At 54.2% G+C, this 23,848-nt stretch carries 20 protein-coding genes; 9 read left to right on the top strand and 11 right to left on the bottom strand.

The features are described from left to right. Positions 1-21: 21 nt before the first annotated feature. The 5 genes from ACZ5BW_RS01910 to ACZ5BW_RS01890 all read right to left on the bottom strand — a co-directional run bounded on the left by ACZ5BW_RS01910 (position 22) and on the right by ACZ5BW_RS01890 (position 6,264). Positions 22-1,581: a CYTH and CHAD domain-containing protein gene (locus ACZ5BW_RS01910; RefSeq protein ID WP_464541993.1), complete on the bottom strand. Its 1,560-nt coding sequence runs from the start codon at positions 1,579-1,581 to the stop codon at positions 22-24. Positions 1,582-1,656: 75 nt separating this feature from the next. Beyond that, on the bottom strand, positions 1,657-3,732 hold the full coding sequence (gene ppk1 / locus ACZ5BW_RS01905) for a polyphosphate kinase 1 (RefSeq protein WP_464541991.1): 2,076 nt from the start codon (positions 3,730-3,732) through the stop codon (positions 1,657-1,659). Between the two features lie 54 nt (positions 3,733-3,786). Further along, positions 3,787-4,059, bottom strand: a complete 273-nt coding sequence (locus ACZ5BW_RS01900; protein ID WP_464541989.1) for an oxidative damage protection protein — start codon at positions 4,057-4,059, stop codon at positions 3,787-3,789. Between the two features lie 106 nt (positions 4,060-4,165). Continuing rightward, positions 4,166-5,494, bottom strand: a complete 1,329-nt coding sequence (argA, locus tag ACZ5BW_RS01895) for an amino-acid N-acetyltransferase (protein ID WP_464541987.1) — start codon at positions 5,492-5,494, stop codon at positions 4,166-4,168. 2 nt (positions 5,495-5,496) lie between these two features. Further along, positions 5,497-6,264, bottom strand: a complete 768-nt coding sequence (locus ACZ5BW_RS01890; protein ID WP_464541985.1) for a 16S rRNA (uracil(1498)-N(3))-methyltransferase — start codon at positions 6,262-6,264, stop codon at positions 5,497-5,499. A 225-nt stretch (positions 6,265-6,489) separates the two neighbouring features. Between ACZ5BW_RS01890 and ACZ5BW_RS01885 the strand changes: the two genes are divergently transcribed. The 3 genes from ACZ5BW_RS01885 to prsT all read left to right on the top strand — a co-directional run bounded on the left by ACZ5BW_RS01885 (position 6,490) and on the right by prsT (position 11,132). After that, positions 6,490-7,047 carry a thioredoxin family protein gene (locus ACZ5BW_RS01885; RefSeq protein WP_464541983.1) on the top strand — a complete coding sequence of 186 codons (558 nt, stop codon included), beginning with the start codon at positions 6,490-6,492 and terminating at the stop codon, positions 7,045-7,047. A 3-nt stretch (positions 7,048-7,050) separates the two neighbouring features. Beyond that, the gene (locus ACZ5BW_RS01880) at positions 7,051-7,833 is read left to right on the top strand and encodes an inositol monophosphatase family protein (RefSeq protein ID WP_464541981.1); all 783 of its coding nucleotides are present in this window, start codon (positions 7,051-7,053) and stop codon (positions 7,831-7,833) included. A gap of 509 nt (positions 7,834-8,342) precedes the next feature. Then, positions 8,343-11,132 (top strand): XrtA/PEP-CTERM system TPR-repeat protein PrsT, encoded by a 2,790-nt coding sequence (gene prsT / locus ACZ5BW_RS01875; protein WP_464541979.1) that lies wholly within the window; start codon positions 8,343-8,345, stop codon positions 11,130-11,132. 36 nt (positions 11,133-11,168) lie between these two features. Here prsT and ACZ5BW_RS01870 read toward each other — a convergent pair. The 4 genes from ACZ5BW_RS01870 to ACZ5BW_RS01855 all read right to left on the bottom strand — a co-directional run bounded on the left by ACZ5BW_RS01870 (position 11,169) and on the right by ACZ5BW_RS01855 (position 13,140). Then, a protein-coding gene (locus ACZ5BW_RS01870; RefSeq protein WP_464541977.1) for an IS630 family transposase occupies positions 11,169-12,114 on the bottom strand; the annotation gives its coding sequence in 2 pieces (ribosomal slippage) (positions 11,169-11,789 and positions 11,791-12,114; 945 coding nt in all). Positions 12,115-12,191: 77 nt separating this feature from the next. Continuing rightward, positions 12,192-12,455, bottom strand: coding sequence for a lysozyme family protein (locus tag ACZ5BW_RS01865; RefSeq protein ID WP_464541975.1), 264 nt, complete (start codon positions 12,453-12,455; stop codon positions 12,192-12,194). After that, positions 12,455-12,868 (bottom strand): hypothetical protein, encoded by a 414-nt coding sequence (locus ACZ5BW_RS01860; protein WP_464541973.1) that lies wholly within the window; start codon positions 12,866-12,868, stop codon positions 12,455-12,457. Before ACZ5BW_RS01860 ends, ACZ5BW_RS01865 begins: the two co-directional genes overlap by 1 nt. A gap of 62 nt (positions 12,869-12,930) precedes the next feature. Then, positions 12,931-13,140 carry a hypothetical protein gene (locus tag ACZ5BW_RS01855; RefSeq protein WP_464541971.1) on the bottom strand — a complete coding sequence of 70 codons (210 nt, stop codon included), beginning with the start codon at positions 13,138-13,140 and terminating at the stop codon, positions 12,931-12,933. A 474-nt stretch (positions 13,141-13,614) separates the two neighbouring features. On the opposite strand from ACZ5BW_RS01855, the gene ACZ5BW_RS01850 reads away from it, so the two are divergent. The 3 genes from ACZ5BW_RS01850 to ACZ5BW_RS01840 all read left to right on the top strand — a co-directional run bounded on the left by ACZ5BW_RS01850 (position 13,615) and on the right by ACZ5BW_RS01840 (position 19,008). Continuing rightward, positions 13,615-14,442: a methane monooxygenase/ammonia monooxygenase subunit C gene (locus tag ACZ5BW_RS01850; protein WP_464541969.1), complete on the top strand. Its 828-nt coding sequence runs from the start codon at positions 13,615-13,617 to the stop codon at positions 14,440-14,442. A gap of 481 nt (positions 14,443-14,923) precedes the next feature. Next, a complete protein-coding gene (locus tag ACZ5BW_RS01845; protein WP_464543748.1) occupies positions 14,924-17,752 on the top strand; it encodes a ribonucleoside-diphosphate reductase subunit alpha in 2,829 nt (942 codons plus the stop codon). Between the two features lie 29 nt (positions 17,753-17,781). Then, positions 17,782-19,008, top strand: a complete 1,227-nt coding sequence (locus ACZ5BW_RS01840; protein WP_464541967.1) for a ribonucleotide-diphosphate reductase subunit beta — start codon at positions 17,782-17,784, stop codon at positions 19,006-19,008. Between the two features lie 85 nt (positions 19,009-19,093). Here the strand turns inward: ACZ5BW_RS01840 and ACZ5BW_RS01835 are convergent, their stop codons facing one another. Both ACZ5BW_RS01835 and ACZ5BW_RS01830 read right to left on the bottom strand, forming a co-directional pair. Further along, entirely contained in the window at positions 19,094-19,273 is a 180-nt protein-coding gene (locus tag ACZ5BW_RS01835; protein ID WP_464541965.1) for a hypothetical protein, read from the bottom strand. A gap of 254 nt (positions 19,274-19,527) precedes the next feature. Beyond that, positions 19,528-19,731, bottom strand: a complete 204-nt coding sequence (locus tag ACZ5BW_RS01830; protein ID WP_464541963.1) for a hypothetical protein — start codon at positions 19,729-19,731, stop codon at positions 19,528-19,530. An 872-nt stretch (positions 19,732-20,603) separates the two neighbouring features. Between ACZ5BW_RS01830 and ACZ5BW_RS01825 the strand changes: the two genes are divergently transcribed. From ACZ5BW_RS01825 to ACZ5BW_RS01815, 3 genes are all read left to right on the top strand, one after another. After that, entirely contained in the window at positions 20,604-20,882 is a 279-nt protein-coding gene (locus ACZ5BW_RS01825; protein WP_464541961.1) for a hypothetical protein, read from the top strand. Between the two features lie 267 nt (positions 20,883-21,149). Then, entirely contained in the window at positions 21,150-22,538 is a 1,389-nt protein-coding gene (gene fumC, locus ACZ5BW_RS01820; RefSeq protein ID WP_464541959.1) for a class II fumarate hydratase, read from the top strand. Between the two features lie 52 nt (positions 22,539-22,590). Next, complete coding sequence (locus ACZ5BW_RS01815) at positions 22,591-23,820, top strand: patatin-like phospholipase family protein (RefSeq protein ID WP_464541957.1); 1,230 nt, start codon at positions 22,591-22,593, stop codon at positions 23,818-23,820. The last annotated feature ends 28 nt before the right edge of the window (positions 23,821-23,848 follow it).

Below are 23,848 nucleotides of genomic sequence, written 5' to 3'. Positions count from 1 at the left end.
CCCCGGCAGGCACCCGGGCGGCTACCAGAACACCTCCTTTTTCTCGAAATCCCCCCATACCTCATCAAGCTCACTTCTTTTCGTCAGCCCACGCTGGGCGATCCAACCAAGAACAATACCTTTTGCTTCGCACTCGCCGCCTTTCCCACCTTTGTCCTCCATCATGCCGACTTCATTCAGCAATCGTCCGGTCACGGCAGTGTCAATTACCGCGCCCAGCGCTTCCTGCAGCACGGTCAGAGACTTGATGTAGCGCTTCACCTTTTTTCGGCGGTACAGATCTGAGAAAAACTCGGCGGTATATCGCTGCTCTTTCACCGCAATACGCAGGGCATGCACTCCTTCTGTACTCTGCCTGTCCGCTTTTTTGTAATATTTTTTCAATTTTTCGTGCCCGTGCGACAGCGCGTTATCTGCGAATTTCTTCACCGACCATTCCAGCCGGATCTTTCGCGATTCACTCCGCTGCGGATCAGGTGCCGGAACCCAAGTCTCCGCGTTCAACCCGGCACCCAGCCTCAGCATCGCTTCCGTATAGCGAGTAGATTCTACCGCCTCACGCGCCGCATCATTGCGGTTTCGCCGCATCTGCTCGCACTCTTCCCATAAGGCAGAAGTGCCGGCATGTTCATGAAAGCAGTCCCTCACTTCGCTTAACGTTTCCGACATGAATACATCCCAGTCCCGCGCCGCCCCGAGAGAACGCGACAGCCATTTCAAGTCCGGGATCGCAGAAGCAAACGCAGTTGCATCGAATGCCTGGGTAAAAACACGGTGCGCTGTACGCACCCTGCGTAATGCCACGCGCATCTGATGCAGATACTCCGGATCCTCGCTTTGCAGCATGCCTGCTTCGTTGCCCTGCAGATGATCCAAGCAATTCCATGCGATCGCCTTGAATGCTTCGTCCAACTTCATTTCCGTCTCGAGTCGAACAGGCACTGCTTTGATCGGCGCGGATTTGGAGTCGACAGCGAGCCTATAGCCACGCTCGGCTTTGCTTGCATTTTCCAACCTGAAAGGAATGGTGTGCAGTATATCCAGCGCGAACTGGTATAACGCTTGCGCATTTCCGGACTTCAGTTCCAGCTCGATTTCGCAAATCCCCCGGGTGAAATCAGCCGGTGTTCTGATTACTCCTTGATCCAGCGAAAATTCGATCTCGCTTCCGTCCACCAGGCGCAACATGCGTGTGCTGCGCTTGAAGTCGGTGGTAAACAGGGCAAGCAATTGACCGTGCGATTCGGCATCGCCGAACAGGCGGATGAGAGACGGATCAGATATTTGGGTGAAATCGGGTTGTCCTGTCGGCACCATGGACTCCCATTCATGACGCTGGTGCAATCCAAGGGCAACATCACCCCCTCCTTTGATGGACTGTATCCATTTTTTTCCGATATGGCGCAACCGGAGCGCCATTTGATGCTTCTGAAGATACAGATCAGGGGTGTCGTAATAGGCGGTGAAAAGTTTTCGGCTAACGGGGCGAGAAACGGTAAGGGATGCCAGTAACGGATCATGTCGAAGCCGGCCGACATCCTCGGGTGACAATCTTAATTTGAGTTCGATTTCGAGCGGCACGATTCTTTTCCGACTATTGCCTGGAACGACTACTCGCTGCCGGACGAAACGCCATGCCTCTGAGGGCTGCCGTCTCTATTGCGCGGCGGCCAGTTCCATCAGCAGCGTCTCCTGAGCGCTTCGCTTCTTGCTCTGACCGGGATGCTTCAAATGATAACGGCCGTCGCTGTCCATTTCCCATGCCTGGCAATTGTCCTTCAGGAATACATACAGGCCTTCTTCGAGCACGCGCTTTTTCAGCTTTGGCTCCAAAACCGGAAAGCAAATCTCGATCCTTCGAAAAAAATTTCGATCCATCCAGTCGGCGCTGGAAAGGTAGATGTCGTAAGCGCCGCCATTGCGAAAATAGAAAATCCGGCTGTGCTCGAGAAAGCGGCCGATAATGGAGCGTACCCGAATGTTTTCTGAAAGCCCTTTGATGCCCGGCCGCAAGGCGCATACCCCGCGAACAATGAGATCGATCTTTACACCTGCCTCGGAAGCGGCATAGAGTGCCTTGATGACTCCCGGTTCCAGCAATGCATTCATCTTTGCGACAATCCGGGCTGGCTTCCCTGCTCTCGCATTTTGCGCTTCATTGTCGATGGATGCGATCATCTGGCTATGGAAACTGAAAGGGGATTGCCAGAGATACTGGAGTTTCCCCGCCTTGCCCAGGCCGGTGAGCTGCGTGAAAACTTCATTCACATCAGCGCAGAAATCCTCCCGGCAGCTGAACAAGCTGAAATCGGTATAGAGCCGGGCTGTGCTTGCGTGATAATTCCCGGTGCCGACATGGATGTAACGGCGCAAGCTGCCTTCCTCACGCCGCACTATCATTGCCATCTTTGCGTGCGTCTTGTGCCCTACCACTCCATAAACCACATGCGCCCCCACATTCTCCAGCCGGCTGGCCCAGTTGATATTGGCCTCTTCATCAAAACGAGCCAGCAGTTCCACCACCACCGTCACCTCCTTTCCGCTGCTCGCCGCCGCGATAAGCGCAGCCATGACCTGGGAATCGGCGCCGGTACGATATACAGTCTGCTTGATCGCCACCACATCCGGATCGGTTGCAGCCTGCTGAAGGAAATGAATTACCGGCTGGAACGACTGGTAGGGATGGTGTAACAGGATATCGTTCTTGCGAATCAACTGAAAAATGTCAGACGCTTTTTTCTTTTGCAGCGTCACCGGCAAACCCGGAATGAAAGACAGGTATCTCAGATCGGGCCGGTCTATGCGTTCAAAGACGTGCATCATCCGCGCCAGATTCACGGGTCCCTCTACCTGATAGAAATCCTCCTGGGCAAGAACGAGTTGCTCCAGTAGAAAGGCCGACATATGCGGTGGGCAATTGTCCGCCACTTCCAGCCTCACCGCATTGCCGAAGTGCCGTTGCGGCAGTTCGCCCTGCAGCGCAATACGCAGGTTCTTGACCTCTTCCTCATCCACGAACAGATCGCTATTGCGCGTGGCGCGGAATTGATAGCAACCCAGCACATTCATCCCAGCGAATAATTCCCCTACGTGCGCATGCAGAATGGAAGAGAGAAATACAAAATTATAAGCACTGCTGCTAATTTCAGCCGGCAACTGAATCAGCCTGGGCAGCACGCGCGGGGCCTGCACGATAGCAATTCCGGAATTACGCCCGAAGGCGTCCTTGCCCTCGAGTTCTACCGCAAAATTCAGACTCTTGTTAAGCACCCGGGGAAAGGGATGCGAAATGTCAAGGCCGATAGGAGTCAGCACCGGCATCATTTCGCGAAAAAAGTAAGACTTGATCCAGGCACGCTGTGCGTCATTCCAGGTGGCGCGCCGCAGAAAGTGGATCCCCTCGCTGGCAAGGCCCGGCAAGATCTGCTGGTTCAGCAACGCGTACTGCCGCGCCACCAGCGTGTGCGTCTGTTCGCTCACCAATCTGAATATCTGATGCGGCAGCATGCCAGCCGGATCAAAACCGCGGGTATCGAGTTTGATCTGCTCTTTGATCCCCGCAACACGAACCTCGAAGAATTCGTCCAGGTTACTGCTGACAATGCAAAGAAACTTCAGGCGCTCAAGAAGCGGGGTCTCCTCATTTTCGGCTTGGGCAAGCACCCTCCGGTTGAATTCAATCTGGCCAACCTCTCGATTGAGGAACTGAGCGGAAACTCTGGAATCGGTCATACCGTCTCTGAATGTGTCCAATGCAGTCACTTCAAGCTGCCGTGCTATCTGACACTATTTGGCAAGAGGTACATAGCCACGAGGCTGTTCCGCGCCGCTTCCGAAGAAATATGCCTCGAGCTGTTCTGCCAGATATTTGCGCGCCTTGATGTCCGACAGATTCAAATGATACTCGTTGACCAGCATGGTTTGGTGCCTGATCCAGCCTGCCCATGCCTCTTTCGAAACATTTTCAAAAATACGCTTTCCCAGCTCGCCTGGATAGGGTGGAAAATCCAGACCTTCCAGCTCCCGCCCGAGCTTGATGCAATTCACGGTTCTTGCCATTGCTTTCTCCGAAATATACAAATGTAGACCAGAGCGCTGCCGTGCGCTGCACTCTTCGATTACCACGACAGGATGGTCGATCCAGCAGCCAGAATCTGATCGCCGGTTAAAGCGGTTTCACAAATACCTTCGAGCGCCGTTGATAATTGTATAACCCCTGCTTCACCTTGGGTAATTGACCGACGTCTGCTGCAAGGAAGCCGCGTTCGATAAACCAATGGGCTGTCCGGGTGGTAAGAACGAACAGTTTTTTACTGCCCTGGGATCTCGCCTTCATCTCGATAGCCTTGAGCAACGCATCTCCACAGCCCGCACTGCGATAATCCGGATGAACGGTAAGGCAGGCGAGTTCGCCCGCCTTGTCGTCCGGGAAAGGATAGAGCGCAGCACAACCGACAGTCATGCGGTCATGCTCGATCACCACGAAGCGATCAATTTCCATCTCCAGTAACTCGCGGCTCCGCCGCACCAGCGTCCCATCCGCTTCGAGGGGCTCAATCAGTTGCAAAATCGCGCCGACGTCCTCTATTCGTGCATCCCGCAGGTTTTGCAACGGGCCTTCCGATATCATTGTCCCGATGCCGGTATGCGTGAACAGCTCCTGTAATATAGCACCGTCCACGTGGCGGCTTATGAGGTGGATGCGTGATACCCCGCGTTCACAGGCATGCAAGGCAAAAGGCAGATAAAGCTGGGCATCCTCTGCAAGCTTTACCCTTTTCCTGCCAAATTCCTTCAGCAAGCTCTTGCCCTCCGCCACCGTCAGTTCCCGCAGCAGCAACGCCTGTTCACTGTCAACAGCACTCTTTTCGATCCCCTGGGTATCCATCAGAAATATGAGTTTCTCGGCCTTGAGGGCGATCGCAGCCTCAGCTGCGACATTTTCCAGTGTCAAATTAAAGATCTCGCCGGTAGGCGAGTAGCCAAGTGGCGACAGCAACGCCAATTCACCTTGCTCGAGCCGCGAGCGGATGGCGGAAGTATCCACCTTGCGTACTTCTCCGGTATGCATCAGGTCGATGCCCTCTATCACGCCGATTGGCCGTGCAATCACAAAGTTGCCGCTGGCGACGCGAATCGCAGCGTTGGCCATCGGTGAATTTGGCAAACCCATTGATAGCAATGCTTCGATTTCGACGCGTACCCGCCCTATCGATTCCTTGACGCATTGCAATGCAGCCGCGTCGGTGACGCGCATACCCCGGATATATGTCGTCTGCAAGTCATGTTCGTTTAAGCGCGATTCGATCTGCGGGCGCGCACCGTGCACCAGCACCAAGCGTACGCCTAAGCTGGCAAGCAGATTGAGATCGTGTACGAGTTCGATGAATTTCCCGTCCGCAACGACTTCCCCGCCGAAAGCGACCACGAAAATTTTATGGCGAAAGCTGTTGATATAAGGCGCTACCGACCGGAACCAGGCCACGAAATCCATGATCAATAATCACCCCATAGCGCCTGCATTGCCCCCACTGCCGCCAGTGCGGCACTCTCCGTCCGCAGTATGCGGTTACCCAAGCGCAATGGGATAAAACCCGCAACCATTGCAGCCGCTTCCTCATCCCGCGTAAACCCTCCTTCGGGTCCCACGAGCAAAATGATCGAGCTGATATTTGAAGAGTGCTTGAAATCCCGCAAACCCTTTCTTGCAAAAGGCGAGAGCATGAAGCAAGCATCGGGGGAAAGACTGTCGCTGGATGTTCTGCATGATTCGGTTTGCGTACCCAGCCAGTTCTGGAGAGTCGCAAGCTGCAGCACTTCCGGCACACGGTTTCTGCCGCACTGCTCGCATGCGGAGACAACGACTTTTTGCAAATGACTCACGCGTTTTTCCCCGCGTTCACCACTGAGCCTCACGACGCTCTGCTTGGTAATGAGAGGCTGAATTCGGGTTACGCCCAGTTCGACTGCTTTCTGTACGATCCAGTCCATCTTTTCACCCATGCATATGGCTTGAGCAAGCAGGATGGTGAGCGGGGATTCGCGCTCGACCTGTACATGCCTTTCGACTACAACAGCTACACCCTGCTTGCTGATTCGCGAAATGACAGACGTGAATTCTCCACCGTCGCCATTGAACAACACCACTTCATCGCCTGGCTCGAGTCTCAGAACGCGCGCGGCATGATGCGCAACTGCTGAGGGCAATTCCAAGACCTGTCCCGCAAGAATCTCCACAGGGCAGTAAAAGCGGGGAAGCGTCATTGCATATTCAGTATCAGACGGTGGAGCAATCAATGTGCCTTTCTCATGATAGTATTGTCGTTTCAGCAGTCCTGCTTGAACAAGCGCTGTCGAGATAGCCGCGCTGCTTTCAATTATATCCGCACGACAAGCTTCTGCGAAAAGACACCGCTCTGCTTCTGCCTGGATAGCGCAGGAAACGACATCTGGTATTCGTTATAAGAAAATGAAATCTGGGGAGAAAATATGGCGAGCCTGGAAACACCGGTCTGTGATTTCGGCTGGAAAGCAATTGATTTCGATTTACCGGGAGTAGATGGAAAACAATACAATCTGGCCTCGGTCAAGGGTGAAAAAGGGTTGCTGGTGATGTTCATCTGCAATCATTGCCCTTATGTGAAGGCTGTGCGCGAACGCATCATCCGCGATGTCAACGAATTGCGTGAGCAGGGTATCGGCGCTATCGCAATCATGTCGAACGATCCATCGGACTACCCCGAGGATTCATTTGAAAACATGGGGCGCGTAGCCCGAGAATATGCCTACCCCTTTCCCTATGTCTGGGATGAAACCCAGGAAGTAGCAAAGGCATATGGCGCAGTCTGCACGCCGGATTTTTTCGGCTTCAACCACAAACTCGAATTGCAGTATCGCGGACGCCTGGATGCTTCCCGCAAGGAAGCCGCGCCGGTGGACGCACGACGCGACCTTTTCGAAGGAATGCTTGAGGTCGCCCGCACCGGCGCCGGTCCCGAGGACCAGATTCCCAGCATCGGCTGCTCCATCAAATGGCGAGCGGACTAGCCGGTGATTGATGCAGTTATCGCTGCTGTCAAAGCAGTTGCCCAGCAGGAAATTCTGCCGCGCTATATGAAAGTTGCGCGGCAGCGCAAGGTCGATGGAAGCCTGTTTACGGAAGCCGATCTTGCCACGCAGGAAACACTCTCGCACGAGTTGAGAAAGATCTATCCCGGTCCGGTGGTGGGAGAAGAAATGACGGAAAACGAGCAGGTCGCGCACTGGCGGGAAGGCGATGCGGGACTTTGGTGCATGGATCCGATAGACGGGACTTCCAATTTCGTCAACGGATTGTCCTACTTTGCCGTTTCAGTAGCACTGATGCGGCACGGCAGAAGCGTTCTGGGAGTGGTTTACAATCCAGTGGCGGATGAAATGTTCTACGCCGAAAAAGGCAGGGGTGCCTACCTGAACGGGGAAAAATTGCCGATAAAGGAGGATGTACCGCCGCTATGGGCGGCAATCGCGAGCGTGGACCTGAAACGGCTTGGTCGCAGGCTTGCACAGGAAGTCTCTACGGCAAAGCCGTTTTCTTCCCACCGGAATTTCGGATCCTGTGCCCTGGAATGGTGTTACACCGCTGCCGGACGTTTTGACTTGTATCTGCATGGCGGACAAAAACTATGGGACTACGCCGCGGGCAGCCTGATCCTGGAAGAGGCAGGCGGCCACATGTGCGGCTTGAACGAGGATGATTTCTGGACCGAGCCGCTCTGGCAACGCTCAGCCATTGCCGCTCTCGATCTGAATCTTTTCATGCAGTGGCGCGACTGGGTGCGCGCACATCGATAGCCTGCGGCCCTGAGCGGCTCACAACTTCGAATGCGAAAAGATTGGCAGGAGCTCCCTCCTTTGAGCTTTGGGAGGAAAATTGCTTGTCCACAGCCTCCATCCAAATCCCACAATACGCAATATTATACTATAGACCACTCTGCTCCCGCAGCCTTAGCAACCGCCGATAGCCAGTGCAAACGAACCGGAAGCACAAGATCATCTTTTCTACACGATAGCTTGATCTCTTGCTATATTTCTACGCTAAGTTTACTCGAACTCTGCCATTTAACGCGGAATATCAAGAAAGCCGGGGCGAACGAACTTATCCCGTCGCACTTTATATTCAGGCTGATGAGCCGTAATAGCACTGGCAAAACCAATGGAAAGCATGGGCATCGATTGTCCTCCTGAAATCGAACAGTCCCCGTTTCACTGGGACCGCGCAGAGGTGTAAAGTTGAGTGCTGGCTGCAGAGATGCAGGAGTTTGAAGGTGGACCTGGTCGCTGATTCGAAGAAGGGAATTTACATGCGCGCTTTTAGAAAGACTGCATTAAAAAAGACGGGGCTGATGCTCGCAATCGCTGCCGCCCTCACCACAGGGAGCATGCAAGGCTGTAACAAAGCGGGGGATCCGGCGAAGCTGATGGCGGATGCGAAGCGCTACGAAGAAAGCGGGGATCACAAGTCAGCCATTATCCAGCTAAAAAATGTCTTGCAGCAGAACCCGGATAATTCGGAAGCGCGGTATCTGCTTGGCGCAATATACAACAAGACTGGGGATTTTCAGTCTGCAGAAAAGGAGCTTCGCAAGGCATTGAGCCTGGATATGGATGCCGGCACGGTGCTGCCCGAACTGGGACAAACCCTGCTCAGGCTAGGCGCCTATCAACAAATCCTGGATGAAACGAAGGAACTGGCCGACAAAACAAAGTCAGCGCAGATACTCACGCTCCGGGGGAACGCGCAGCTCGGATTAGGCAAGGCTTCGGAAGCAAAGACACTGTTCGAGCAAGCACTTGGACAAAATCCGGATTCTGCCGACGCGTTAATCGGCCTGGCGAAATATTCCCTGCGGCAAAGGGATGTGGAAGCCGCAACCCATTTCTCGGAACAGGCGGTTTCCCGGAGCCCGCAAAACGTCGATGCCTGGTTGTTCAAGGGCGACCTTCTTCGGATGCAAGGCAAATCCGGGGAAGCTCTGGCTGCCTATGACCAGGTGGTGAAGCTGAAGCCGAACGCGAGCATTGCCTATATCAACAAGGCATTCATCGAAATTGGAACGGGCAAGTTCGAGGCGGCAAAGGCGGATATCGACGCTGCACGCAAGATCAGTCCCAGCTTGATGGTGTTCTATACCCAGGCTTTGCTCGATTTCAGTCAGAAAAAGCCTGCTGCCGCGCTGGAATCGCTCCAGCAGATACTCAGTAAATCGCCGGAGCACATGCCCAGCGTGTTGCTCGCGGGCGCAGTACAGTTTGCTCTGGGATCCATGCCGCAGGCGGAACAACACCTGAAATATTATCTGGAGAAGGATCCCGGAAATGTCTACGCGCGCAAGCTGCTTGCTTCCGTGATGTTAAAAAATGGCGAGACGAAACGCGCGATCGACATCCTGACCCCATCGCTCAAAAATGTGAAGGAGGATCCTCAGTTGTTCGCTTTGGCTGGAGAAGCTTACATGCAAGCCAGGGATTTTGCGAAAGCCACGGAATATTTTGAAAAGGCCAGCGATATCGCACCAAGAAGTGCGATGCTTCATACTGCTTTAAGCATGAGCAGGTTGGGACAAGGGGAGAGTGCGCGCGCCATCTCCGAACTGGAAACAGCGACAAAACTTGACCCCAAATCGCCACGCGCAGGAATCCTGCTGGTCATGACCCATTTACGCCTCAAGGAATTCGACAAGGCGCTCGCCGCGGTAAAGGCATTGGAGAAGGAGAATCCGGATAATCCGCTCATTCAAAACCTGAAAGGCGGTGTATATCTTGGCAAGAACGATATAGCGAATGCTAGAGTGAGCTTTGAGAAAGCGCTTGCCATCCAGCCATCCTACTTTCCAGCTGCCGCTAATCTGGCCCAACTGGATGTGCAGAACCACAAGCCGGAGATGGCTAAGAAACGCTTCGAAGCCATTCTGGAAAAAGACAAAAAGAATAGCCAAGCCATGGCCGCGCTGGCTGGCCTTGCTCTCAGCCAGGGACAAAAAAAGGAGGCGACCGAGTGGCTGGAACGAGCAATGCAAGCAAATCCGGATATCCTTCAGCCAGCCACCCTGCTTGGATCACATTATCTTCGTTTGGGCGAAAAGCAGAAGGCGCTGGCTCTCGCCAAGAAACTGGAAGGGACACATGCCAAGGAACCCGCGGTGCTGGATTTACTGGCACAGGCTCAACTAGCCAACAATGACAGATCAGGCGCCCTAGAGAGCTACACCCGCCTCGCTGCCGTACAACCGGAGTCGGCGCTTGTTCAATTCCGCATCGCCTCCATTCATATGGCAATGCAAAACCTCTCCGCCGCATCAGATGCGCTGAAAAAATCGCTGACTATAAAACCCGATTATCTGGCTGCACAATTGGCGCAGATCAAGATTGAAGCAGAACAGGATAATTATGAGAAAGCAATTGCGATGGCGCGCCAAATCCAGAAACAGCATAAAGGATCACCCGCGGGTTATATAGCCGAGGGCGACCTGTTGCTGAAACAGAAAAAACCTGCACTTGCTGCAAGTGCCTATGAACAGGCATTCGCGATTAATAAAAACCCGGCCTTATTGATCAAGCTCCACGCATCGCTCAGGCAGGCGGGAAAAGATAAGGAGGCAGACCTTCGCTTGACCGAATGGTTGAAAAAACACCCAGATGATTTACCTGCTCGAATGTACCTCGCGGACACGTTTCTCACAGAAGGAAAACTGACTGCCGCAGTCGAGCAATATCAAACTGTCCTGAAAGAGCAACCGAAGTTTGCTCCAGCACTCAATAACCTGGCTACCGCTTATCAGCGCCAAAAGGACCCTAGGGCCTTGGAATATGCGGAAAGGGCATATCAGCTAGCTACGGAAAACCCTGCCATATTGGATACCTTGGGGTGGATATTAGTCGAACAGGGAAATGCTGCCCGTGGGCTCCCGCTCCTTCAAAAGGCAACGTCGCTAGCGCCCGAGGCGCCGACAATCCGGTACCACTTGGCACATGGGCTGGCTAAATCAGGCGACCAAGCTAAAGCCAGAAAAGAACTTGAATATGTGCTTGCCAGCGGAAAGCATTTTGCTGAAATCGATGAGGCGCGAGTACTGTTGAAACAGATACAGTGAGTAATTAGAGCGTTTTTCTTCTAGAGCATTTCTCGTTTAGTTGGATACATATCCGGAGTTGGCGAAGTAGTTGCGGCATTCCTGGGGCCGGATGGTTTCAATAATGCGGCCGATGGCGACCCAGAGAGCATCAAAGGATCGTTCGGCAGCTTTACGCAGGAGGGTTTTGATTTTGGAGAAGGCCTGCTCGATAGGGTTGAGGTCGGGAGAATAGGGCGGCAGATAAAGGATTCTTGCGCCTTTGTCCTCGATCATTTCCCGGACACCCGCGACCTTGTGGCTGCCCAGGTTGTCACAGACGACAATATCGCCTTGCTTGAGCGCGGGGCAGAGCCGGGTTTCCACATAAGCCAGGAAAGCTGCGCCGTTCATGGGAGCATCCAGGCACCACGGCGCAACCAGGCCGTCAAGATGCAGGCCGGCAACGAAAGTCATGGTTTTCCAGTGACCGCCGGGAGCGTGGTCATGGCATCGCTCTCCCACAGGGCAGCGTCCATGCTGCCTCGTCATGTTCGTGCTTGCTCCCGTTTCATCGAGAAAGATCAGGCGCCCGGGGTCGCAGGTCTTTTGCCAGTCCCGCCAGGCGAGCCTTGCCGCCGCCACGTCAGCACGCTCTTGTTCGCTGGTCCGCAGTGTTTTTTTTATAACTGTATCCCAGCGAGCGGATAAACCGGTCAACGGAGGAGATGTGGACACGAACCCCCAAAGTCTCTTCAATCCAGTCGCGCAGCCCCGCAAGCGTTATTCCCTTGTCCTCCAGAAGCTTGCCCCTGACCTCCGCGGCATGGGCTTGCAGCGCATGACGCCGGTAGCCCCCGATCCTGCGCGGGGAAACGCTCCCTTCCTGTCTCCACAGGCAGGTTATCTTCGATACAAAGGATGGGCTGACTGAATATTTATCGGCCACGGCCCTGACACTCAGGCCCTTGTCCACGTCCGCCACAACCCGGCGGCGCAAATCCCCGGAATAAGCTCTCGGCATGTCTCACCTCCACCCTAATCCTCTCCTATTTTGACGCACAGAGGAATCCCCCCGATTCCAACTAGAAGAAAAACGCTCTAGGCGACGAGCGCATAGGAATAACATTCCGGTTGTGCCACATGCTCGGATCTGATGCCGTACTTGGCCAAATCGGATAAATACACAGTATTGAACTGCATCGGGCGGATATCGTAGGTATCGTTCGAGTTTTTCACACACTGCCCTGGCTTGCCGCTCTCCTTTTCCGCTATGGCGAGAAGGATGTTTGCGGGGACTTCATACGTAATCGCGGCCTCAATCGAGCAAGAGACCCGCTCCGGCAAATCGGGGGGTAGATCCATCACTCCCCTGCCCTCTTACTTACTGTCCCGGAAAGCAGCTGCTTCCGCTTCGGCGTCCAGCCTCGTCTCTGTCGATCCAGCGAAGGTGTTGCCCTTGAATTGCGGCTCAGGAATATTGGAGCGAATGGCGAGGCAACTTTTCCGCCAGGGGTTTGAGCGACACGCCCGCCTTGCGAAGCAAGTCCGCTCTTTACCGCCTCCATACCTCCACGAGCAAGGTGGGAGCCCATTTCGGCCACAAAGCGCGGGGGCGTGCCCATTGCCTGGGCCAACCCGCCCAACGGAATGCTCTGCCTGGGTTGCGTTTCGGCAAACATGCCCATGCCGCCTTCCATGCTGGCATGCGCCGCATCGAACGCCGCCTTGATGGCGGATGCTCCGCCTGCTGCATTGGTGGCTGAAGCCATCATCATGCCGGTGGCGATACCGGTTGCTGTTGCGGCAGTTGCAATCGCTGCCCCTGCACCCAGGTTGCCTATCCCCCTGCCCCGCCGCCTACAATGCTGCTTAGCATGGGTGGAATCTTGTTGACCAGCACGAGCAGCACGATAGAAATTACCATCAGAACATTCATTTCCTTGAGGCTGAGACCGCCACTCATCTGAATGTAATAATCATCCAGGGAGGTCTGCCGATCCCCACCAGCAGCATCATCGCAAAGAGTGATATCGCACTCCATGACCATACGGTAATAATTAATCCATCACCAGCTCTTTTTCTGACTTAGCTATACTCTTCAGGTAAGCCTTTTGGGCACTCCTTGAGTAAGGCCTTTTGTTTATCAGGGTCTGTCGTCCATGCCAATTCAGCGCAAGCTGGATTGGGCTCCTCCAGTTTCTCTGGTTCCTTGGCAGAATTATGATATGCATATATATAAAGTACACAAAAAACATTGCTGTCTATTTATATATCATTGCAATTGAACTTTATCTTATAGATGAGTACTAACAAGTACCTGTAAAAAAACAGGTATGACTAATTCATCTAAATAGGAGGATATGACATTGGAGACTTCTCTTCAGGTAATCAGACAAAGGTCGTATTCGATCTGATTATCATTTCTACCAGTCAAATTTGACTGAATCCTTGGGCTGGTAGTTTTTGTTCTTAATTTTGATACCCCGGTGGGGTTCTTGATTATTTGCAAAAGGAGTTAGCGATGTCTGCAATTACACCCGAGACCATTGCTGTTGGTCACAAGAGGGAGAGCAGTGCGAGCAGTCCTGCTTACGACATGTCGGAATGGTATGACTCCAGGTTCTACAAGCTGGGTCTGCTGCCGATACTGGGGATGGCGGTTTTCTGGATCTGGTTTCAACGCACCTATGCCTATTCCCACGGGATGGACTCCATGGAACCGGAGTTCGATCAAATCTGGATGGGGCTGTGGCGCTTCCAGATGATACTCTGGCCCACCATGGCCGCCTTATACTGGGGGTGGCTGTGGAAGACCCGCAGCACCAAGGAGGAATTGGCCAGCCTGACGATCAAGCAGGAGATCAAGCGGTACTTCTATTTCCTGATGTGGCTTGGCGTGTACCTGTTCGCCGTCTACTGGGGATCGAGCTTCTTCACCGAGCAGGATGCTTCCTGGCATCAGGTGATCATCCGCGACACGAGCTTCACACCCAGCCATATACCGCTGTTCTATGGGGCGTTCCCGATGTACATCATTATGGGCGTATCGACTTTCCTGTATGCAAGTACGCGATTGCCGCTCTACAACAAGGGAACGTCGTTTCCGCTGCTGATGGCCATAGCCGGCCCGCTGATGAGCCTTCCGAACGTAGGCCTCAATGAATGGGGTCATGCCTTCTGGTTCATGGAGGAACTCTTCAGCGCGCCATTGCACTGGGGCTTCGTGGTGCTGGCCTGGGCAGCCCTGTTCTCCGGTGGCGTTGCCATCCAGGTGATTACACGGTTCTCCAACCTCATGGATGTGCAGTGGAACAAGCAAAGCCGGGTGATCCTGGATAACGTTATCTAAAGGATCAAGTTTTAAGTCAGATCGTAACAGCGTGGTACACCCCATCCGCTTTCACAGGGATGGGGTTTTTTGGCAAGAACAGCATTACCGGAAGGCCTCTGGCGCTTCTCTCCCGGTCCTCCTCCAGGGAAATCAACTCTACACCTCTCGCCGCCATGCTCGGCTTTTCACCCCGGATTGACTCAGCTTCCGTGAACATCATCTTCCGGATATGGTCGTCAAAGTCCTGAAAGTCGCAGCCTCGAAGACCCAAAAAATACCTTTTGACACCCGTCAGAAAATATAGGACTATTGAGCCTTGGGCACTAGAGGTAGTTGAGCACACTATCATGCACTACTATATATAGTAGTGCACAGGTTTTCCACAGCATTTCCACAACACCCACAATATCAAGCTTTGCCCAGGAATTCGGCACATTTCCCTTACAAATGAGGAGCATCCAGCATGCAGCTTTCCACAGATCAAACGTCCCGGCCGGCAATGGCAGGCTACGAGTTTTCTTCGAACCCTCCCGGCCATGATCCGCGCTATTCCCAATACAGGATCATTCGCCGTAATGGCTCAGTGGCCGGATTCGAGCCGAACAAAATTTCCATTGCCATGACGAAAGCGTTTCTCGCCGTCGAGGGCAGCCAGGGTGCCGCTTCGGCCAGGGTACGCGAAGTGGTGGGGCGCCTGACCGAAGATGTAGTGAACGCCTTGATGCGTCGTCAGCCCTCGGGTGGAACTTTTCATATCGAGGATATCCAGGATCAGGTGGAACTCGCATTGATGCGCTCGGGCGAGCACGATGTGGCGCGAGCCTATGTGCTGTACCGCGAGGATCGCGCGCGCAAGCGGGCGCAGCAAAAGGAAACGGATGCAGCGGAGGTGACCGGCAGCGTCTTGAACGTGCTCGAGGATGGGCGCACGGTTCCGCTCGATACCGCGAGACTGCTGGCGCTGATCGAATCCTGCTGCGAAGGTCTGGGTGCAGCGGTCGATCCTGCGCTGATACTTAAAGCCACGCTCAAGGATTTGTATGATGGAGTGCCGATGGAGGAAGTAAGGAAATCGGTAATCCTGTCGGCACGTGCATTGCTGGAAAAAGAGCCGGCCTACAGCTACGTTACGGCGCGCTTGCTGCTGCACTCGCTCCGCTTCGAGGTGCTGGGCGAGGAAATCGTACAAAGGGAAATGGCTGAGCGCTATATGGAATATTTCCCGGCCTTCATAAAGCGCGGGATCGAGGCCGAACTGCTGGATGAGCGGCTGGCGCAGTTTGACCTGCCCCGGCTGGCAAAAGCCCTCCACGCGGAGCGCGATCTTAAATTTGGCTATCTCGGTTTACAAACCTTGTATGACCGTTATTTCCTGCATATACAGGAGCGCCGCATCGAGTTGCCCCAGGCATTTTTCATGCGGGTGGCGATGGGGCTTGCATTGAACGAAATCGATCGTGAAGCCCGGGCGATAGAGTTCTACCATGTGCTGTCTAACTTTGATTTCATGAGTTCCACGCCCACCCTGTTTAATTCCGGTACGCGCCGCTCGCAATTGTCTTCGTGCTATCTCACGACAGTGCCGGACGACCTGGATGGTATTTACGAGGCAATCAAGGAAAACGCGCTGCTTGCCAAGTATGCGGGAGGGCTGGGCAATGATTGGACGCGTGTGCGGGCAATGGGATCACATATCAAGGGCACCAACGGCAAATCTCAGGGCGTAGTCCCCTTTCTCAAGGTGGTATCCGATACGGCGGTAGCGGTAAACCAGGGCGGCAAACGCAAGGGCGCCGTTTGTGCCTACCTCGAATCCTGGCATCTGGACATCGAGGAGTTTCTGGAACTGCGCAAGAATACCGGGGACGATCGCCGGCGCACGCATGACATGAACACGGCTACATGGGTTCCCGACCTGTTCATGAAACGGGTAATGGAAGGGGGCGAATGGACACTCTTTTCGCCTTCGGATGTGCCTGATCTGCATGAGAAGTATGGCAAGGCATTCGAGCAGGCTTATCTCGCCTATGAGGATAAAGTCGCGCGCGGCGAACTCGGCCTGTACAAGACGATACCCGCGGTGCAGTTATGGCGCAAGATGCTGAGCATGCTGTTTGAAACCGGGCATCCATGGATCACCTTCAAGGATGCCTGCAATATCCGCTCGCCGCAAAACCATATCGGCGTGGTGCACAGTTCCAATCTCTGCACTGAGATAACGCTGAATACCAATGATCAGGAAATCGCGGTATGCAATCTCGGCTCGATCAATCTGGCAGCCCACATCGATGATATCGGGAAGATCGATGACGACAAGCTCAAGCGTACTGTCAGCCTCGCCATGCGCATGCTCGACAATGTGATCGATATCAATTTCTATGCCGTCGCCAAGGCACGCAACTCCAATCTCAGGCACCGGCCTGTCGGGCTGGGCATCATGGGCTTCCAGGATTGCCTGCACAGGATGCGCATTCCCTACGCCTCGGATGAAGCAGTGGAATTTGCGGACCATGCCATGGAAGCGATCGCCTACCATGCCTACTGGGCCTCGACCGAACTGGCCGAAGAGCGGGGACGTTATGCTTCCTATCGCGGCAGTCTGTGGGATCGCGGAATTCTGCCTCAGGATACGCTCGACCTGCTGCAGGAAGAACGCGGGGGATACATCGAGGCGGACAGATCATCGACGCTGGACTGGGAAACGCTGCGCGAACGCATCAAAAACCACGGCATGCGTAACTCCAACTGCCTGGCAATAGCGCCCACCGCGACCATTTCTAACATTGTCGGCGTTTCAGCCAGCATCGAGCCAACCTTCAAGAATCTTTACGTCAAATCCAATTTGTCGGGAGAATTCACCATTGCCAACCAATATCTGGTAAGCGACCTGAAAAAGCTTGGGCTATGGGACGAGGTCATGATTTCTGATATCAAGTATTTCGATGGAGCCCTGGGCAAGATAGATCGTGTACCAACCGATCTCCGCAGGCTTTATGCCACTGCCTTCGAGGTAGAACCCCAGTGGCTGATCGAAGCGGCAGCGCGCAGGCAGAAATGGATAGATCAGTCCCAGTCGCTGAATATCTATATTGGAGGCGTCTCCGGCAAAAAGCTGGATGAAACCTACAAACTGGCCTGGTTGCGTGGCTTGAAGACGACCTACTATCTGCGCTCGCTCGGAGCAACGTCGGCAGAAAAATCTACAGTCCAGGCGGGCTCTTTGAATGCAGTGTCCGCAGAAGGGAACATGCCAGCCATGAGTGCGGCAGCGCTCGCGACAGATGTGTTCTGTTCCATCGATGATCCGGAATGTGAATCATGCCAATAACAATTAAAATGTAATATTAGGAGAAAGATATGTTGATATTCGAGGATGAAATGATGCAGCCGGCGCCGCGGAGAAACGGCGATCCGGGAGCGCTTGCCGGAGCCGGGATGGGCCCTGAAGCAGCGAACCGCCTTGCCGACATGAGCGGGGCCGAGGCAGAAAGCGGCGTGAGCGATGTCGCGGGAGTGCGTGCAGGGAATGGCGCTGCGGAAAAGGGCTATGCCGCAGAGGACATACATCGGCGCGTGTCGGTGGAAGACAAGCGCATCATCAATTGCAAGGCGGATGTCAACCAGTTGGTACCTTTCAAGTACAAGTGGGCGTGGGAGAAGTATCTGGCGGCCTGCGCCAACCACTGGATGCCTCAGGAAATCAACATGAGCCGCGATATCGCCCTCTGGAAAGATCCGAACGGACTGACCGAGGATGAGCGGCGGATAGTCAAGCGCAACCTGGGCTTCTTCGTTACCGCGGATTCGCTGGCCGCCAATAACATCGTACTCGGCACTTACCGGCACATCACCAATCCGGAATGCCGCCAGTACCTGTTACGGCAGGCATTTGAAGAAGCGATTCATACGCATGCCTATCAGTACATCGTCGAATCGCTGGGGCTGGACGAAGGCGAGATTTTCAACGCCTATCACGAAGTGAGATCCATCCGCGAGAAGGATGAATTTCTGATTCCCTTTATCGATACGCTAACTGATCCGGCATTCAGGACGGGCACGCTCGAAGCGGACCAGAAACTGCTGAAAAGCCTGATCGTATTCGCCTGCATCATGGAAGGCCTGTTCTTTTATGTGGGTTTCATACAGGTCCTGGCGCTGGGAAGACAGAATAAGATGACGGGCTCAGCCGAGCAGTATCAATACATTCTGCGGGATGAATCCATGCACTGCAATTTCGGCATCGATGTCGTGAATCAGATCAAGATGGAAAATCCGCATTTGTGGACCAAAGAATTTCGCAGCGAAATCAGCGCACTGATGCAAAAAGCGGTGGAACTGGAATACCGTTATGCCGAGGACACCATGCCACGCGGCGTTCTGGGGTTGAACGCGCCCATGTTCAAGGAATACCTGCGCTATATCGCCAACCGCCGCTGCCAGCAGATAGGTCTGGACATTCTCTATCCGGGAGCCAGCAATCCCTTCCCCTGGATGTCTGAAATGATCGACCTGAAAAAGGAAAAGAACTTTTTTGAAACACGCGTTACCGAGTACCAAACTGGCGGGGTGTTGAACTGGGACTAGAATAAAAGAGAGGGGCAGCAGGCGCGTCACGAAGAGCCTGCCTGCCCTCACTCCCCGCTGAAAACAACTCTTCGCATTTCGGGTTTTAGCGTCGCCTGGCAGCAAGCCTCAATCCCGAGGTCTGCCACATTGCATTCCGCGCCTCGGCCACAAGCACAATATTCCCTTCTCCGTGGGTTGATTTGAATACTGCGATAGAGGTCTGAACATTCAGCGCCATATCCTTCATGTCGGCCACGCTCAGGTGGTGTGTCTTTTCCAGCACTTCGGCGCACGTTAATGGCCTGCCCGCTTCCAGCGTGGTTTGTTCTTGGTCAGCAGCCCGGCAGAAAATTCCGCTTCCCGGATTGCATCCAGCTTTTCACCGTTGCGAGACAGCAGTGCAATCCTGTCAAGGCCGGCAATACCGAATCAGGGATATCCAGCTTGTACAGATTGCCTTTCTGTCTTTCCGGATTTCCTTCAGAACTTCGGTAAGCCGCAATTCGTAGGGGCTGCTCGTAATATTAACGCCACGCCCTAACCATCCTTTGTCTTTCCGGTTTTTGTGGTTAAGGTCAAAAGCTCCGATTCGATCTTTTGTTTCATGATAAAAAACTCGCGGTCTTCCTCGCTCATCTCGTGTAACGGTCTGTCCGGCAGTTCCATTATCAGTGCCGCCAGCTCGTCGCCGGTCTTTGCCGCTCGCATCTTTCGCTTCAACTCTTCCATGTCGAAAGCCATTGAACCACCTCCAAAAATTCCTTATGCCCTCATCGATCGGCCATATCCGCTCGCCATTGCTTTCGTCGCCGGGTGCCCGGTACCATCGACTTCTATAGTATCCCTTGGCCGGATCTTTCCTGGAAAAAGAGATTTCCGGCGGATTGCGGATAGGATCAGTGTTATATACAATGGCATTGTCAAGGGTCGCCTTGGCTTGTGGCCGGAGCGAATTAGACGCTCCCATGTTCCTAAGCCAATCGCGGCCTTTGCGTTTTTTATAGCTTCTCGCTCAAGGTGTGCTGGGTTAGATGTATCGGCAAATCTGGCACATCGAGCAGTCGCAATATCTCGCTCGGGCGGCCAAACTGCAAAATCGCTTTCCGATTTAATCTCCCTTTTGCCCGTTGCTCAATCTGCCGGTTAACCTCAGCATTCCTTTGCGGTTGACCTGCTATACTTGGACTGGTCCCGAGCGTTTCGGACGTTTGAGCAGAGGGCGCTGCTGGTACCGGCAGTGATGCATCTGACGCGGGACTCTTCCACATGCTGTTCGGTGCAAACCTTCCGTTTCCCTTGCAGCTTGGCTTCTTCTACAACCATTACATGCCCGTCCATGCTGCGCTCGGCGCACTCCAGCACTGTTCCTGGGCCCGTCATGGCCTGACTCCAACAGGGTCGCAGCGCCGTGCCCTTTCTTCCGTATCTCCTGTAGCAATTCCATCCGCCTTATTCCCCGTACCTCCTTCGGTACAGTTGAACCCGGACAGATCATTTGCCACAAACCCCGACAGTTTATTTGTTCTCTACACACTGATTATTTGCGCTGGTAAAATTTAAAGGACGAGGTTAACATTGACTTTCATTCGAATCTCTATCTGATGGAGGTGGCAATGGCTCATACAATTCCACAAGGGTCCCGCGACTACGACACCACGCGCGTTGTTGAACGGCCCGATGGTTTTTATTGGCATGACGAAAAAGAGGGCGACAGGGTATTCGGCCCCTTCCCCACCTTACTTGAAGCCATCCAGGATATGGAGTACAACGCCGACTCGGACTATGAACCGGGAGAAACCCTGGAGCAAGCCGAGGACGAGATTGGCATATCCGACTGGATCGATCCTGAAACCGGTCAACCCGGCGAAGGATCCTTCCGGATCGAAAACTGATCAGTACATAATTGATCGGCACGTCTCATCGCATTATGTCCAGGCGATTTGACGTGTTCTTCTTCAGAATAAGTACGAATAAACTTTCGCTGGATCAGTTTTCAATCTTTGCAGCAGCACTCGCCGAATCTCCGTGCGCCTGTGTCAAACATGCGGCCTCTCCGCGGTCTCCCTTCCTGACTGCTTTTATTTCTGCCTGAGCCGGCGAATGCGTGCGCTCAGGTATTTCTTATATGCCCGCCTGTCTTTCCTTGATCTAAGGCTAATATGAATTACCGTAATGAACGGGATACGATGGGCTCAGTACAGGTGCCTGCGCAGGCGCTTTGGGGCGCGCAGACCCAGCGCTCCTTGCAGAATTTCAGAATTTCTGGCGAGCGCATGCCGCCTGCGCTGCTTCACGCGCTGGCACTCGTGAAGCGTGCGGCGGCTGCCGTAAATCGTGATCTGGGTGTCCTGGATGACGAGCGCGCTACTGCCATCATCCAGGCTGCGGATGAGGTGATTGCAGGTAATCATGATGCGGAATTTCCCCTGGTTGTGTGGCAGACCGGTTCCGGAACCCAGACCAACATGAATATGAACGAAGTGCTGGCAAACCGCGCTTCTGAACTGCTGGGGGGCGGAAGAGGGCCGGATTGCAGGATCCATCCCAACGACGATGTAAACAAGGGGCAGTCATCCAATGATGTGTTTCCCTCTGCCATGCATGTGGCGGCCGCCTGCTCCCTCCATCATCAGCTGAAGCCTGCCATTGCCGCGTTGCGGCATACGCTGGCCATCAAGGCGGAGGCATTTTCAGGCATTGTAAAAATCGGCCGCACCCATTTGCAGGATGCTACTCCCCTCACCTTGGGGCAGGAATTCTCGGGCTATGTTTCCCAACTGGACCACGGGCTGGAGCATATTGATGCCGCACTTCCGCATGTATATGAACTGGCCCTGGGAGGGACAGCGGTTGGTACCGGGCTGAACACTCATCCTGAGTTTGCAGTGCGGGTCGCAGCGGAATTGGCAAGGTTGACGGGCCTGCCGTTTGTGACAGCCCCCAACAAGTTCGAGGCCCTCGCCGCCAATGATGCGCTCGTCTATGCGCACGGTGCGCTCAAGACTCTGGCAGCCTCGCTCATGAAAATCGCCAATGATATCCGCTGGCTTGCGTCGGGCCCGCGTTGCGGAATCGGCGAACTGAAAATTCCTGAAAATGAGCCGGGCAGCTCCATCATGCCGGGCAAAGTCAATCCGACTCAGTCAGAGGCGCTTACCATGCTATGCTGCCAGGTGATGGGCAATGATGTCGCCATCAATATGGGCGGTGCAATGGGGAATTTCGAGCTCAACGTCATGAAACCGCTTATCATCCATAATTTCCTGCAGAGCGTGCGCCTGCTGGCGGATGGTATGATAAGCTTCAACGAGCATTGCGCGATCGGAATCACCGCAAACATCGATCGCATAGACGAGTTGCTGCACAAATCCCTGATGCTGGTGACTGCACTCGCGCCTCACATCGGTTACGACAAGGCGGCTGAAATCGCGAAGAAAGCGCATCGCGAAGGCACTACGCTGGAACAGGCAGCCGTTGCAACCGGCTACATTACCATCGATCAATTTCAGGATTGGGTAAGACCGGAAGACATGATTCAGCCGCAATGATCCTCGGGTTGAAGAAATGTCGCTGCTCCTGCGGCCTCTGCCATTCCGGTGAATGAGCCTGCTCCCGTCATCCTCCCGGGCGAAGGTGGGCCTTGTCCTGACTGGGGGAGGCGCGCGCGCCGCTTATCAGGTAGGCGTTCTGCAGGCTATCGCGACGATGCTGCCAAAGAGAACGCGCACCCCCTTCCCTGTAATTTGCGGCACGTCCGCCGGCGCATTCAATGCTGCGGTTCTCGCTATCTCCGCCCGCAACTTTCATGAGGGTGTGCGACGCCTGTCAGCCGTATGGGAAAACGCGCACGTCAACCAGGCCTACCGGACAGACCCTCTCGGCGTATACGGAAATGCAGTACGCTGGCTCGCATCTCTCCTGTTCGGCAGCCTGAGAAAACAGGGTGCGACCTCCCTGCTCGACAATTCCCCGCTTGCGCAACTGCTGGAAAACAGCCTGCCGCTTCAAGGCATTCAGAAGAGTATCGACACAGGTGCCTTGCATGCTCTCGGCATTACCGCCTGGGGCTATACAAGCGGACAATCGGTGACGTTCTATCAGGGTGCGGACAGCATACGGCCATGGAAGCGGGAACGCCGCATCGGCGTCGCTGCACCTATCGAAATTGAGCACCTGCTGGCCTCTTCCGCCATTCCGCTTCTTTTTCCAGCCGTGCGGCTCAATCGCGAATACTTTGGAGATGGTTCAATGCGCCAACTTGCGCCATTGAGTCCTGCGCTGCATCTCGGGGCGGACCGTGTGCTGGTGATTGGCGTGCGCAAGATAGTGGAAACCCAGCCTGAGCGGATCAAAGTGGACAGCTATCCCACGCTCGCGCAGATCGGCGGCCATATCATGAGCAGTATTTTTCTCGACAACCTTTATGTCGATCTGGAACGGTTGCAGCGCATCAACCGGACCCTACGCATGATTCCCGAAGAAAACATGAAAAATCACGACATTCCGCTGCGCCAGATTCAGCACATGGTCATTTCCCCCAGTGTCGAATTCACTGAAATTGCGCAGCATCACGCTGCCACCCTGCCGCATACCATCCGGCTTTTTTACCGGGCCATCGGCGCAATGAGACGCGATGGCTCGTCTCTCCTGAGCTATGTTCTGTTTGAAGAACCCTTCTGCCGTGCCCTCATCGATCTCGGCTATCAGGATACACTGCCGCGCAAAGCCGAACTCTTGCGGTTCCTCGATGCAGCGCCAATCAATGGACCGATACAAGCAGATTTATCCGACGCTGGTATAATCCGCAATCCAGTTCCGGGGATAGGCTGAACGCCCTGGTCGCTTCACCTGATTCCCT

This window comes from Nitrosospira sp. TNL300, assembly GCF_055385915.1.
Note: the sequence above shows the minus strand (reverse complement) of the source record. Positions and strands in the feature narration are given on the sequence as shown.